Annotated in this window: 11 protein-coding genes; 4 read left to right on the top strand and 7 right to left on the bottom strand. The window is 47.4% G+C overall.

Going from position 1 to position 13,964, the window contains the following annotated elements; genetic code table 11:
• Positions 1-212 precede the first annotated feature (212 nt).
• From ACLIIY_RS09255 to ACLIIY_RS09265, 3 genes are all read left to right on the top strand, one after another.
• The gene (locus tag ACLIIY_RS09255) at positions 213-2,000 is read left to right on the top strand and encodes a sodium:solute symporter family transporter (protein ID WP_132697634.1); all 1,788 of its coding nucleotides are present in this window, start codon (positions 213-215) and stop codon (positions 1,998-2,000) included.
• 58 nt (positions 2,001-2,058) lie between these two features.
• Positions 2,059-3,675 (top strand): polysaccharide lyase 6 family protein, encoded by a 1,617-nt coding sequence (locus ACLIIY_RS09260; RefSeq protein ID WP_434527482.1) that lies wholly within the window; start codon positions 2,059-2,061, stop codon positions 3,673-3,675.
• Between the two features lie 179 nt (positions 3,676-3,854).
• Positions 3,855-4,811: an AEC family transporter gene (locus tag ACLIIY_RS09265; protein WP_434527483.1), complete on the top strand. Its 957-nt coding sequence runs from the start codon at positions 3,855-3,857 to the stop codon at positions 4,809-4,811.
• Positions 4,812-4,877: 66 nt separating this feature from the next.
• Here the strand turns inward: ACLIIY_RS09265 and ACLIIY_RS09270 are convergent, their stop codons facing one another.
• From ACLIIY_RS09270 to ACLIIY_RS09290, 5 genes are read right to left on the bottom strand one after another with little or no spacing between them, the layout of a single operon-like run.
• Entirely contained in the window at positions 4,878-5,738 is an 861-nt protein-coding gene (locus ACLIIY_RS09270) for a (2Fe-2S)-binding protein (protein WP_434527484.1), read from the bottom strand.
• On the bottom strand, positions 5,738-6,541 hold the full coding sequence (locus ACLIIY_RS09275; RefSeq protein ID WP_009705685.1) for an ABC transporter ATP-binding protein: 804 nt from the start codon (positions 6,539-6,541) through the stop codon (positions 5,738-5,740). Before ACLIIY_RS09275 ends, ACLIIY_RS09270 begins: the two co-directional genes overlap by 1 nt.
• Positions 6,541-7,503, bottom strand: a complete 963-nt coding sequence (locus tag ACLIIY_RS09280; RefSeq protein WP_434527485.1) for a FecCD family ABC transporter permease — start codon at positions 7,501-7,503, stop codon at positions 6,541-6,543. The genes ACLIIY_RS09275 and ACLIIY_RS09280 overlap by 1 nt, the downstream gene beginning before the upstream one ends.
• Positions 7,503-8,486, bottom strand: a complete 984-nt coding sequence (locus ACLIIY_RS09285) for a FecCD family ABC transporter permease (protein ID WP_434527486.1) — start codon at positions 8,484-8,486, stop codon at positions 7,503-7,505. The genes ACLIIY_RS09280 and ACLIIY_RS09285 overlap by 1 nt, the downstream gene beginning before the upstream one ends.
• Entirely contained in the window at positions 8,470-9,429 is a 960-nt protein-coding gene (locus ACLIIY_RS09290; protein ID WP_434527487.1) for an ABC transporter substrate-binding protein, read from the bottom strand. Before ACLIIY_RS09290 ends, ACLIIY_RS09285 begins: the two co-directional genes overlap by 17 nt.
• A gap of 142 nt (positions 9,430-9,571) precedes the next feature.
• On the opposite strand from ACLIIY_RS09290, the gene ACLIIY_RS09295 reads away from it, so the two are divergent.
• Positions 9,572-11,716, top strand: a complete 2,145-nt coding sequence (locus ACLIIY_RS09295; RefSeq protein ID WP_434527488.1) for a TonB-dependent receptor — start codon at positions 9,572-9,574, stop codon at positions 11,714-11,716.
• 96 nt (positions 11,717-11,812) lie between these two features.
• Here ACLIIY_RS09295 and ACLIIY_RS09300 read toward each other — a convergent pair whose 3' ends face one another.
• Positions 11,813-12,514: a DUF1028 domain-containing protein gene (locus ACLIIY_RS09300; protein WP_434527489.1), complete on the bottom strand. Its 702-nt coding sequence runs from the start codon at positions 12,512-12,514 to the stop codon at positions 11,813-11,815.
• 21 nt (positions 12,515-12,535) lie between these two features.
• Positions 12,536-13,927, bottom strand: a complete 1,392-nt coding sequence (locus ACLIIY_RS09305; RefSeq protein ID WP_005437061.1) for a YfcC family protein — start codon at positions 13,925-13,927, stop codon at positions 12,536-12,538.
• Positions 13,928-13,964: the final 37 nt, after the last annotated feature.

A 13,964-nucleotide genomic window follows, 5' to 3' on the forward strand; every position in this document is an offset into this window, starting at 1 on the left:
TCCATACTGACAAAACTCATCATAAGCCATTGAATAATATATTTTAAGTTCACAACCATCAGTTTGTGTAGATAGAAGTAGAAGAATGTACTGGGTCAAGCAGATTTCCAGTATTAATCACTTCATCACACAATTGAATTATTGTAGTACAAATAAATAATCGAACGGATAATATATCCGGCAGAAATCAATGACTATGAGAAGGTCGAAAAATGGAACTCAATACCCTGATTGTTGGCATCTATTTCCTATTCCTCATTGCGATAGGCTGGATGTTTAGAACATTTACAAGCACCACCAGTGACTACTTCCGCGGGGGCGGCAACATGCTGTGGTGGATGGTAGGCGCAACGGCGTTTATGACCCAGTTCAGTGCTTGGACATTTACTGGTGCGGCCGGTAAAGCGTACACCGATGGTTTCGCTGTAGCGACTATCTTCTTAGCGAATGCGTTCGGTTACTTGATGAACTACCTGTACTTCGCACCGAAATTCCGCCAGCTGCGCGTTATCACGCCGATCGATGCGATTCGCATGCGCTTTGGTCGCTTTAACGAGCAAGTATTCACTTGGTCTGGCATGCCAAGCAGCGTGATTTCTGCGGGTATCTGGTTGAATGGTTTGGCGATCATCGCATCGGGCATTTTCGGCTTCGATATGACAACCACCATTTGGATCACGGGTTTAGTGGTACTGATGATGTCCGTAACGGGCGGCTCATGGGCGGTTATCGCATCTGACTTTATGCAGATGGTCATCATCATGGCAGTAACAGTGACGTGTGCAGTGGTTGCGGTCGTAAAAGGCGGCGGTATTACAGAAATCATTGCGAACTTCCCTGTTCAAGAAAACGGGTCTTTCGTAACGGGTAACAACCTGAACTACCTCAGTATTTTTGGTATCTGGGCAGTGTTCATTTTCTTAAAGCAGTTCTCTATCAACAACAACATGTTGAACTGTCACCGTTACCTAGCGGCAAAAGACTCTAAGAACGCTAAGAAAGCTGCACTGCTTGCGTGTGTACTAATGACAGTGGGCGTATTGATTTGGTTTACCCCTTCTTGGTTCATTGCAAGCCAAGGTGTTGACCTGTCGGCGCACTACCCAGAAGCAGGCTCTAAAGCAGGTGATTTTGCTTACTTGTACTTTGTTGAGAAATACATGCCAGCGGGCATGGTTGGTCTGCTGATTTCAGCGATGTTTGCAGCGACGATGTCGTCAATGGACTCAGGTTTGAACCGTAACTCAGGCATCTTCGTGATGAACTTCTACTTGCCGATTCTGCGCCCGAACGCGACAGAAAAAGAGTTGATGATCGTATCGAAAATCACCTCTACCTTCTTCGGCATCGCGATCATCTTGATTGCTCTGTTCATCAACTCGCTAAAAGGTCTGAGCCTGTTCGACACCATGATGTACGTTGGCGCGTTGATTGGCTTCCCAATGACGATTCCTGCGTTCTGTGGCTTCTTCATCAAGAGAACACCGGACTGGGCTGGCTGGGGCACATTGGTGGTAGGTGGCATCGTGTCTTACACGGTTGGTTTTGTCATCACACCGGAAATGATTCAAAACTGGTTTGATCTTCAGCCTCTAACAGGTCGTGAATGGTCAGATCTAAAAGTTGCGGTTGGTTTGATTGGTCACTTGGTGTTTACCGCAGGCTTCTTTGCTCTGTCGACACTGTTCTACAAACCGCTTGAAGAGAAACGCCAACAAGACGTTGACCGCTTCTTCAATAACTTAGCAACACCGTTGGTTTCTGACTCAACGGAACAGAAAAAACTGGATAACAAACAACGCCAAATGTTGGGTTCGTTGATTGCGGTGTCTGGTGTGGGTGTGATGGCGATGTTCTTACTGCCTAACCCATTCTGGGGACGCATGATTTTCGTGTTCTGTGGTGTGATTGTTCTTGGCGTCGGCGTGGCGCTGATGAGAGCAGTCGATGGCAACGCAGAGCGCGCTTCTGAGGGGGCTCCAATAACGGAGAACTCATAACGAGAAACAAGCGGTTGAGTATTCAACCGCTTTTTGTGCTTCTACAAAGAGATACATTATGAAAAAAACAATGCTTGCTGGCGTGGTTGCCGCGTCCATTTCTGCCCTAACCCTAGTAGGTTGTAACACTTCACCTTCTCAAACTACGGAAGCTGCAGCTCCCGTTGTTGTTGAAACCGCAGTGAATGACATCACTCGCGATTACTTGCTTGCTACGGATCGCTTAAACACAGTGGATGGCAGCGCACTTGAAGCGCAATCAGCAGACACTGTGCAAGCATTGAAACAACAAATGGAGAATGCCGAAGACGGTACAACAATCACGATTCCTGCGGGTAAATACGCGGATCTTGATATCGTCACGGTGAAATCTAACGACATTACCATCAAGGCGGAGCAACCTGGCAGCGTTTGGCTAACGGGTTTGGCTCAGCTTCGCCTTGAAGGTAACAACATCACTGTCGACGGTTTGGTGTTTACCGAAGGCGGCCCTGCTGAACGTTTCGGCGGCGTGCGTATGATGGGTAACAACAACACTTTGCAAAACTCTACGTTCTACTACTTCAACCACGCTTACGAATACCAACCGGACGAACGTCGCTCTGAATACCCGAAATACTTGTGGGTTTCACTGTGGGGTAAAGATGGCAAGGTGATCAATAACCGTTTTGAAGGTAAGCAAAAGCGCGGCACCTTAATTGGCGTACAAAAAGACGACACACCAGACAACCACCTTATTGCTAACAACATTTTCTTGGACCAAAAACCAAACCAGTTCAATGAATTCGATATCAAAGAAGCGATTCGCTACAACGGTAACAGCTGGGAAGCGATTCGAATTGGTGACTCTAAATCGTCTCAATGGGCATCAAACTCTAAGTTCACCAACAACCTGATGATCGATATGGATGGTGAGCGCGAGCTGATTTCGATTAAGTCAGGCGGCAATGAAATCTCTGGCAACACCATCTTTGAAAGTGCCTCTCTAATTTCTCTTCGTCACGGTAAAGCGAACGTGGTGAAAGACAACGTAATTCTCGGTAACGAAAAACTACTGACTGGCGGTATGCGTATTTACGATGAAGACCACGTGATTGAGAACAACTACATCACTGGCACGCGCGGTCGTGATGGCAAGATTGAAGGTAATGCGGATCTGCGCGGCGGCATCGTGATTAATACGGGCATTATTGATGTAGCAAACGGCGAGAAGCTCGACCAAGCAGTGAAAGGCAAAGAGCTCAACAAACAATGGACACCAAAGAACATCACCATTCGTAATAACACGCTTGTGGATACAGAATGGGGCATTGTCTACGGCAACCAAACGCACCGTGTGAGCCTGTTCAATAACAGTGAAGTGAAGAACATTTTCGCTGGCGTTGACGTTCACTTCGACAGCAACGTGGTTGATAACCACCAGCAAGAGCAATTCGTCAGCGTACGTGCGACAGAAGAGTTACCGCTGGTGAATCCTACTTACAACAACGAAGTGTACGTCGGCACGGTGACTAACGCAGAGCAAATCGCTTCTTACTCGGTAGAGTTACCAAAAAGCGAACAAGTGAAAGGCTTTACTCAATACCAAGACGTTGGTGCGGATACTAGCAAGCTGTCTGTAGTAACGGCGGAAACAGCCGGTCCTGATTACCTCCTTTCAAACGCTCAAAAGTAATTCTGCTTTAGAGTTTGCTTCCAGTCTGGTGATACAAGCCAGACTGGTTTTCCTCTCCTTTCACCAGTAACCCCACAATAACTGAAGAAAATTTCACCACCCTACTGTCTCCCAAGATTGAGTTGTGGTTTAATTGTATGACAATTATAAAACTCTTTTCTTTTGCTGCGGATACACTCATGGATGCTGTTTTACATCAGTTGCAATTCTCATTGTCGATCACTGGCCCCATCTGCTTAATGCTTGTCTTGGGCGTTATCTTCAAACGCATTGGGCTTATCAACGACAACTTTATCGAAGTCGGTTCTAAACTGGTGTTTCAGGTCACGCTACCTGCGATGTTGTTCTTGAGTATCGTCGTCTCCGAGCATGATTTCTCTGCGGCTAGCGGCTTCGTCAATTACGGCATTGTTGCCAGCATCGCGTTTTTCATCTTCACTTTTATTTCCGTCAAACTGTTCTTCAAATCTTCACCCGACCAAGGCGTTTTAATCCAAGGTGGCTTTCGTGCCAATACGGGCATCATCGGCATTGCGTATGTGGCGAATGCTTATGGTTCACAAGGTGTCGCTCTGGCCGCCCTTTATGTTGCGGTGACCACCTTTATCTATAACGTGCAAGCGGTGATTTGTTTGTCTCCAAAAGGGGCAACGTCTGGATCTCAAGCCGCCAAAATGATGGTGAGAACCTTAACGCGCAACCCACTGATCATCGCAATTGTCTCTGGCATGGTGTTCTACCTTCTGTCGATTCCGGTTCCGGATGTGGCGATTGATGCTGGCAACTATCTATCGAAAATGACACTTCCCCTCGCCCTTTTGTGTACCGGAGGCTCACTCGATTTAAGTTTGATGAAGAAAGAGAAAGGACCATCTTGGTTTGCTAGCAGCTACAAACTGGTCGTCGCCCCTATCGTGATTACCACAGGTGCATATTTAGTTGGCTTTAGAGGGATTGAGCTTGGCATTCTGTTCTTTATGAACGCCTCTCCTGTGGCGGCAGCAAGTTATGTGATGGCACGCTCGATGGGAGGGAACTCCGTCTTAGCAGCGAACATCATTGCTTTAACAACCGTGCTTTCAACAGTGACTTGTACCGTAGGGATTGTGATTTTAAAAGCGTATGGTTTGATTTAGAACGGCGATTCTCAATTGGAAAATCGCCGATGAGAGAAGAGATATCAACAAGCGGTGCAGGCAAAGCTATGCGATGGCACTGAGCAGCTTGTTACGCATGATATTTTCTTGGATTTCTGAATCGTGCAAGTTACAGGTTGAGCACTTCTCTTTGCCTTCAATTTTGTATTTCAGACAGCACGTTTCTCGTCTCACGTAGACCTTTTGAAAGCCATTAAAGGTCACCTTTTTCACTGCGTTTAACTCACCGCCTTTGGGTGTTACGGCGTTAAATAGGTTTTGCTGCCACTTTGATGTAGCTTTCACGTCTAGCTCTACCGTGTCATCGGCTAATGGCTGATGCGCAAGTTTAGAAAACGCCAAATCACACGCGTACAAGGCATTTCCCCAAAACACTTTCGGGCTAACTTTCTGCTTTTTGTACAACGGCACCAATGGCTCAGAGAGCGTCGTAATAACTTGCGCGAGTTTCTCGTCTAAGGCCAGTTCCGATTCCACTTGCATTGCGTTTTCGTTGCTACTCTCAAGAGCAAAGAAAGGCGTTGCACTCGACACTTCAATGCTTGCTACGCGATGGTCTTCACCAATCGTCAGATACAGATCATCGAGTGTTAACTGCAACACACGATCAAACACCACACGGTGACCGACCAGCGAAGTCAGCAAAATCGCGTTGAACACTTTCTGCCAGATAGGCACGGCAAATGGCAATTTCGCCTCAATAGAATCTGCGTAATCTTGCACAACAGCAGGAAAATCATTCTCAAACCATTCACTGGCTTTAGTGCCTTTCGGCTGTTCAACAAAACGTAAGCGGAAGAAAGGTTCGTGTCGATTCAAGATGGCTTGCTGATCGCTGATACTCATAGCTTTAACATTCTCAGGCAAAGCCACCAAAGTACGAAACTGATTAAACAGGTTTTCCATTAACGCACTTCCTCACGAACATAAGCTTTTGGTAAACAGTAAACGTAGCCATCAATGACTTCCATTTTCCCTTCCACTTTAAACACCGATTCAAGGGTCGATTCAGTGAGCACATCCAAAGGCGCTCCCTGTTTTAAGATCTGGCCTTTTTTCATTAGTACCAGTTCATCGCAGAACTGTGCAGCTTGGCTGAGTTCATGGAGAACATAAACGATGGTTAAGTTGCGTTCCTTGTTCAACTTATCGAGTACTTCGAGTAGCTCGAGTTGGTGACCTAAATCGAGATAACTGGTTGGTTCATCCAGCAATAACCACTGAGCTTCTTGCGCCAAACACATTGCCAGCCAAACGCGCTGACGCTCACCACCCGACAACGTACTCACTACACGCTTTTCGTAACCAGCCAACCCGACAGAAGCAAGCGATTCAGTAATCACTTCTTGGTCACGCTCACTGTTGCCCTGATACCACTTGCGATGCGCAACACGACCAAGCGCAACAAGCTGCTCGACCAATACACCTTCTGGTGCCGTAGGATGTTGAGGCAGAATCGCAATGTGCTTAGCGAGATCTTTAAGCTTCCATTGGTTAAGTGCTTTGCCTTTAAAAGTCACGTCGCCTTTTTTCGCTTTTATCGCACCGGTTAAGGTCTTCATCAGCGTACTTTTACCGCACCCATTTGGGCCAATGAACGCCGTCACCTTACCTTCTTGAAGACGGATGTTCACATCGTTCAAGATCATCGTATCGTTGTAGCCTGAAGTGAGCGATTGCCCTTCAAGCCCTTTTGAAGATAGGGTCATTATGAGTGTTTCCTTAACAAGAAGAGGAAAAATGGCACACCAAGCAGTGCGGTAATCACACCCGCAGGAATTTCGGTTGGGAACAGTAAGTGTTTGGCTAAAACATCTGAAAGTGCGAGGAAGCCAGCGCCAAAAATCAAAGTCGTGAACATGGTTCGCAAAGGATCATTCGCACTGAGCAAACGTGCAATGTGCGGAATCACCAATCCCACAAAACCAATCGGCCCAACCGCTGAAACGGCAGGTGCAGTAATAAATACCGTACCTAAAAGAATCCCCAAACGCAGCAAAGCACCGTTGATACCAATACCACGCAAAATCGCGTCATCGTAGCGTACCCATTTTAGTGGCAAATACACCAAAGCAATGAACGCTAAACAGGCCAAGAACCAAGGCAGAAGATAACTTACTTGCTCCCAACCTCGTCCATACATACCACCCGCCATCCATTGCAATGCGATGTCGGTTTTACCCTGACCAATAGTGAAGATCAGCGCCGAACTAAACGCGCCAAGAATGGCCGTGATCGCCACACCTGTGAGTAGAGTGAGACTGGTATTTCCGATTCTGCTAACGATCAAAACAGGAATCGCGCTGAGCAAACCTCCCGCCATTGAGAACAGCAACAACGCGCTTTCTGTGGTGATTTTCCAATTAAACCAGGCGGGCAACAAAATCGCACAGACGGCACCAAGAGAAGCACCAGCGTTCACACCTAAAATACCGCTATCTGCCAACGGGTTTTTGAGGGTGGTTTGCAGCAATAAGCCTGATACTGCCAGCATCATACCCGCCATTATTGCCAGCAAAAACCTTGGTAGGGTTAGCGACCAAAATGGGTGATAAGTACCGTGAGTAATAAACAGCTCGCCTGCTTGTCTAAGCTCTGGGTTAGAAGCGATAAACAGTGCAGGAGCGAACACCAGCAATGCCAAGCAAGGGAATAGGAAACGTGTTTTCATTAATTCCCTCTCAGCTTACGAACAATCAACATAAGAAACCAAGGCGCACCTAAAGTCGCGGTAATGACGCCAATAGGAATTTCCAACGGCATAAGCAGGGTTCGAGAAAGGAGATCCGCTGCGGTAACGAGTGCCGCACCAATCACAGCTGCACCGCCAAGTCCCAACCCCATCATGCGAGCGAGATGAGGAGCAACAAGGCCAACAAAACCAACAGGGCCAAATGCACCAACCGCAACCGCAGTAAGCACGACAGAGACAAAACCAAACGCCAACCTATAACGGTTAATTGCGATACCTAGACCACGAGCAACCGTGTCATCCAGTAGTAAGTAACTACGCTGTCGATGTGTCACCGCAAGCAAGATAAACGCAGGAATGACGGTGTAGATAAGCGGCATAAACACCGACCAATTCGCGCCTGCGTTACTGCCCGTTAACCAGAAAAACAGTGACTCACTGTCTACGCGATCCGACAGAAGAATGTAGGTCACCGCTGCTTGGCAAAACGCACTCACGGAAATGCCAGCTAACGCCAAACGCGCTGGTGTGACGCCCTGTTTCCAACTGATGGATAAGGTAATGGCGCCGCCAAACAAACCACCTACAATCCCCCAAAACAAAGTTGGCAATGGCAGCAAGAACATGGTCGCCGTTAACACGCTAAGCGCAGCGCCAGACATCACACCGGTCAGGTTTGGAGACGCTAGCGGGTTGCGAACGATGTCTTGCATGAGCGAGCCGGATACCGCCAACGCCGCCCCACCAAAGAGTGCGATTAAGGTGCGAGGTAAACGTAGTTCCCAAAACACTAAAGATGCTTGGCTGCTTGAATCAGAAATCAAAAACGCCATGATCTGCTGGGCATCAAAATGGTAAATGCCACTCGACAAAGACACATAAACCACAGCTAGTAACAAAGCCGTCGCCAAACTGCGAACCATCACCACACTTGGTTTGGTTATCCTAAGAACATGAGCCATTGATCACCTCATAAACTCGTTCAACAGAAGGCGCAGGGAAAAGATCGGGATACACTTTGTGGGCGATATCCATCGCAACCCAAATTCGTGAAAGCGGCCCTTCTGGCTCTCGCCATGTCATATCAACCAAGTAAACTCGATTGTTCTTCACCGCTTTTAGGCTTTGCCAAATTTTCGATTCGGTAAATTGTGGCTCGGCGTTCTGGTACATGAAAATCACATCGGGATCGAGTTTCACCAACCACTCAAGACCCACTTGCCCAGAAAAAGGCGTTTTCGTCGCGTACGGCGAGTCACCATTCGCACTTCGGATATTCAATTTTTCCATAAGAGCGACGGACATAAAGTGTGAGTAGTATGCTCGCGGAGTGACGCCTGCACTTGTCAGAAATAAACCAGAAAACTGTCTATTACCGAGATTTGATTGCATTTCATCAAGAAAAGCCTGAAAACACATGTTTAGTGATTTTCCTTGCTCTTCTCGCCCCATTGCCATGCTTGCACGCTCTACCGCAGAAAAACTGTCTTCTAAAGTAATCAAATCAAAACCGAGAGGCGGTGCGATTTCGACGAAGCGCTGATAGTAAGGCTCTAACATTCGCCCCAAACCAACGACCAAATCTGGCTTAACATCGTACAAAGCTTCAAAGCTGGTTCTTGAACGATTACCAAGACTTGGCACGTCATTTAAAGCAGAGAGATAAGGAGGAAATCCACCAGGATAATTGGATACACCAACAGGCTTCTCACCCATTGCGATTACTAGCTCTGCACCAAAAGTAGATACGCTTGCAACACGCGGGAAATGGGTCACATTCGATGTCGATATCGTATGGTCTAGATCATCGACAACTGATGCGTTTAATCCACTTGCATAAGCAAGCTGAATAGACAGCATTTGGCTAATTATTGAAATGATAACGACTGCAGTAAAATTGCTCATTAAATGACAAATGATAATTATTGATATTTACATTACTTCTTTGCGTGCTAGACTACCACGCAATTACAAAGTGCTCAATAATCGCTAGCTAAATCGATTTATTAACAAGTTTATAAAAGACAACTTTTAGTTGCAGGAAGTTATGAAACTCAAACTATCTAAGCTAAATATTGCAGTGGTAAGTGCAATTACTCTTTCATCTTTCGGCGTTTCAGCAGAAAGTAACGACGAAGTCCAAGCAATGGAAACAATGGTTGTTACCGCAAGCCGTTCTCAACAGCTGCTTAACGACGTTCCTCGCTCTGTGACCGTTATCGATCAAGAACAACTTCAATCTCAGTTAAACCAAAGCCGCAGCATCAACGATGTGCTTTCAACGTTGGTTCCGGGTATGGGTACTTCTGTTCACGGTAACCTGAGCAGCAAAGGTCAAAACCAAATTCGTGGTCGTCGCGTTCTGTTATTGATTGACGGCGTTGCACAAAACAACAGCTTCCTAGACTTCGGCCAAGAGTTGTCGGCTATTGATCCGCAAAACGTAGAGCGTATCGAAGTTATCCGTGGTGGTTCTGCGGTTTACGGCCTTGGCGCACAGGGCGGTATCATCAACGTGATCACCAAAATGCCAGAAGAAGGCGCAGTAGAATACCGCACTAAAGTTGGCACAAGCTTCCAAGAGTTTGGTAGCGATGCGTTCACTTGGAACGTGTACCAAGAAGCGACTGGCGGTGATGAGAAAGATCAATGGCGTTTTGGTCTGGGTTACGAGCAACGTGGCGGCAGCTACGATGCTAATGGTGATCGCCTACCTTCGGTAAACAACGAAGATGACATGGACAACCTAAACGTAAACGGCGTTTGGAACCGTAACATCGACGAAGATCGTTCACTGACTTTGACTGTTGGCGTTCGTAACATTACTGACAACGACGGTTGGTGTGCAGCGAATGGCGATGCAGCTAACGGCAAACCTGCAGAAGCGGTTCACTGTGGCCCAGGTTACAACAACGGCGTTGCAGGCAAAGATGGCGCGAAACCAAACGATGTGACACGTACGTTCGCTAACTACCAAGCGCGTTACCAAGATCTGGGCTTTAGCTTAGGTATGCTCGATGTAACGGGTTACTGGATGGCTCAAGATACTGAGACGTTCACGCTTGCGATGAAAGATAAGAACCCAAATTCTCCAACCTTTGGTCAAACGCTATATGGCCACAACGAGACAGATTTTGATCGTTTCGGCGTGAAAGCCAACATCTCTAGCCAAATTGATTGGGCTTTCGTGACTTGGGGTATGGACGTTGAACAACAGTCGTTCAAACAGCCAAACAGCGTCGGTTTCTACAACAACACACCGGATGTAGAGCAGTTTGCTATCGCACCATTCGCACAGTTCATCACTGATGTAAGCGACAACACCGTTCTTTCTTACGGTATCCGTTACGAGTACGTACGTCTAAGCGTGGATGATTTCACGGTAGGTAACACACACAACAATGCAGGTGATCAAGTTCAAGGCGGTGATCCGTACTTTGACGAGTTCCTATTCAACATTGGTGTGACACACGATCTGACCGACAACCACCAGCTGTTTGCATCTTTCGCGCAAGGTATGTCAACGAACGAAGCACTACGTGACATTCGTTCTGGTAACAGCTCGACCGTTGAAGGTGCTATCAAGCCAATTACTACAGACAACTACGAAGTGGGTGTGCGCGGCTTCCTTGGTGAAGCGGACTACTCTCTTGCAGCGTTCTACAGTGAATCTGACCTAGGTTCGACGCTGAACGTAAACGAAGCAGGCGATGCGCTAGAAAGTACTCGTGCACCAGAGAAAGTTTGGGGTGCGGAAGCAACGCTTGGTTACAGCATTCTTGCTAACCTTCGTACAGACAGCACAATCTCTTGGCAAGAAGGTGAGCGTAAACTTAACGAAGACAGCGGCTGGGAACCACTAGACGGCACGCGTATCGCACCATTGAAAGTAACGTCTGTTATCAGTTACGACGCTTACGAATTCGGTCGCTACAACATGACGCTGGTTTACTCAGGCAACCGTGATAAAGAAGATGAAATCACTTCTGGCGCGAAATACGCAGTAGACAGCTACTTCGTTGCAAACGCAGGTGTGGACTACGATCTTCCATTCGGTACGTTAAGCTTCGCTGTAGAAAACCTATTCAACGAAGACTACATGACGGCGTACGCGCAATCAGAGCGTAACAACTCACGTTACTACAACGCACCGGGTCGCCGCTTCCACTTGAACTACGAAGTGAGGTACTAATCCCTCACCTCGTTAAGATATGAAAAAGCCGAACAGTGATACGCTGTTCGGCTTTTTTGTTTTTGTCTATTAACAAATCTCAGAAAAACTATCGATTTATTGATTCGGCAATCCGTCGAGAAACTCTTGGAAGCTCGGCGCTTGTACGCGGCTCAGTACCTTTCTCATGTCTTCAATCAAGCTGTCATCAGACCAATCAACGCGAATATCAATCGGTGCTTGCGTGTAGCTTTCAATACGAAGCGAAGCGGAATACGTTCCGCGCTTATCGCCACCCGCTTCCAACGCGGCTTCTAGTGCAGTAATGAGCACTTCCGCTAACCTTGCTTCGTAGTTCTCATGATAATGAGGTTTGTCCCCAGCTCTCACTTGATCGGCATTCAACATTGTTTGAGCCATAAACGAATCCGCAAAAGCTTCTATGACCGCGTCACTTTCTAGCATGTTGCCTGCAACGGCGAGATCTTGAAAAGCAAGAGAACCCACGTGCGCGATGTTCTCTTCACCATTGATAAACGCCGCGTGGCCATGTTTATCCATTACCATGCATTGGCGCTTAGCAAATTCAGCATCGCCCTCTTTCAAACGCTCAACCACATCATGGCAACAAAGCCCTTGAGATAACCATCGCTTAGCGTTGTCCGCATACCAAGGGTTGGTAAACAAGCCTTGGGTGGCACACGCGCCAATCCCACGCCAACTGTGGTTTACGTAGCCACCGACGGCAACGCCGCCAGTCGCTGTAATGGAAGCCGATAACCCTGTTTCTGGGTTAACGTGGATAAGTGAAATCGTCATAGATTCTCAATATAAAAGGCGTTAGTAACCAACCATTTGTCCAACAAACAAGGCTACCCAACATAGAACATAAACGAACGCCATGAATGGCATGATAGCTTTGAGCCACTGCTCGTAAGACACGCGACCAAGTGCCAACATTGCTAGCGTACCACCAGAAGTCGGAACGATAAGGTTGGTCAGACCGTCACCCACTTGGAATGCGGTGATCATCAGCTGACGGCTCATGCCAGTAAGGTCAGCTACAGGAATTAGGATTGGCATGGTCACCATTGCCTGACCAGAGCCCGATGGTACGAATAGGTTGATTACACCTTGCACCACACTCGCAACAATCGCAGAGATGGCAATCGGCATATCTTGGATCAGTGAGCTTAACGCGTTAACGATGGTGTCGATGATTTGTGCTTGGTCGAGGATGATTTGAATCGATGCCGCAACACCAATCACCAATGCACCTGCGGTTACGCCCGATGCACCTTCCATCATTTGCTTCACAATGCCATTGGCGCTTAAGCCGTTGACTGCGCCGATCACAATAGCCATCAATAAGAACAAGCCTGCGATCTCGTTGATGTACCAGCCATTGGCAAATACACCGTAAAGCATCACACCTAGACCTGCTAGGAATACGCCCAGCGTCAGTTTGTCTTTCTTCTCTAGATGGTATTCCGATAGATCTTTGCTTAAGCCTTCTGCTGAATCTGGCTCTTTAAACTCCATCTTCGCCACGCGAGTACAGATGTAGTAAGACAACAATGCAAGAGAGGAAATCACCATCGCTGCACGCAGCCAAGCGCCCGAGAAAGTTGGCAGTTCAGCAATACCTTGAGCCACACCCACGGTATAAGGGTTGATTGGTGACAGCGCAAAGCCCACTCCGATGCCGCCCACTGCCATTACCGTACCGACAAGGCTGGAGTAACCAACCGCTGCAGAAATCAGAACTGCAACCGGAACAAGTGCGATGTTGTTCTCAAAGCCTACCGCCACGCCAAAGAAGCCGTAGATAAAGGTGCCGATGGTGATGATCAAATTACGGTTCTTCACACCCGCTTTGTTTACCGCCACACCAATTGCGTTCTCTAATGCTCCGGTGCGTTGCAAGATGTGGAACAAGCCACCAGCAATAAATACGATGAACAAGTAAGGCGCCGCACTGATCAAGCCTTTCGGAATCGCGACAAAAATATCAAAGAAATGCACCGCAGGAACGTCATTCAGATAGGCAAATGAGTTCGGCACAACCGTGGTTCGGCCATCGACAACAACGCGTGAGAATTCCCCCGCAGGCACAACAAAGGTCAGTAGGTAAGTCGCCACTAAAATCATAAAGATCAGGACCATCGGGTCCGGCATGCTTTTGTACCAAGCCTTTTTCTCTGTCGTCTCCATCTTCTTTGTCATATCCATAACAAAATCTCTCCTTAGTATAGGAATGAAAGCTCAC

The sequence above is a fragment of the Vibrio sp. K4 genome, assembly GCF_051122595.1.
Taxonomy (GTDB): Bacteria; Pseudomonadota; Gammaproteobacteria; order Enterobacterales; family Vibrionaceae; genus Vibrio; species Vibrio owensii.

Bases quoted from the DNA above. Each gene is read 5' to 3' on its own strand.
- ACLIIY_RS09255 (WP_132697634.1), top strand. From the start codon at position 213: ATGGAACTCAATACCCTGATTGTTGGCATCTATTTCCTATTCCTCATT.
- ACLIIY_RS09260 (WP_434527482.1), top strand. From the start codon at position 2,059: ATGAAAAAAACAATGCTTGCTGGCGTGGTTGCCGCGTCCATTTCTGCC.
- ACLIIY_RS09265 (WP_434527483.1), top strand. From the start codon at position 3,855: ATGGATGCTGTTTTACATCAGTTGCAATTCTCATTGTCGATCACTGGC.
- ACLIIY_RS09270 (WP_434527484.1), bottom strand. From the start codon at position 5,738: ATGGAAAACCTGTTTAATCAGTTTCGTACTTTGGTGGCTTTGCCTGAG.
- ACLIIY_RS09275 (WP_009705685.1), bottom strand. From the start codon at position 6,541: ATGACCCTATCTTCAAAAGGGCTTGAAGGGCAATCGCTCACTTCAGGC.
- ACLIIY_RS09280 (WP_434527485.1), bottom strand. From the start codon at position 7,503: ATGAAAACACGTTTCCTATTCCCTTGCTTGGCATTGCTGGTGTTCGCT.
- ACLIIY_RS09285 (WP_434527486.1), bottom strand. From the start codon at position 8,486: ATGGCTCATGTTCTTAGGATAACCAAACCAAGTGTGGTGATGGTTCGC.
- ACLIIY_RS09290 (WP_434527487.1), bottom strand. From the start codon at position 9,429: ATGAGCAATTTTACTGCAGTCGTTATCATTTCAATAATTAGCCAAATG.
- ACLIIY_RS09295 (WP_434527488.1), top strand. From the start codon at position 9,572: ATGAAACTCAAACTATCTAAGCTAAATATTGCAGTGGTAAGTGCAATT.
- ACLIIY_RS09300 (WP_434527489.1), bottom strand. From the start codon at position 12,514: ATGACGATTTCACTTATCCACGTTAACCCAGAAACAGGGTTATCGGCT.
- ACLIIY_RS09305 (WP_005437061.1), bottom strand. From the start codon at position 13,927: ATGGATATGACAAAGAAGATGGAGACGACAGAGAAAAAGGCTTGGTAC.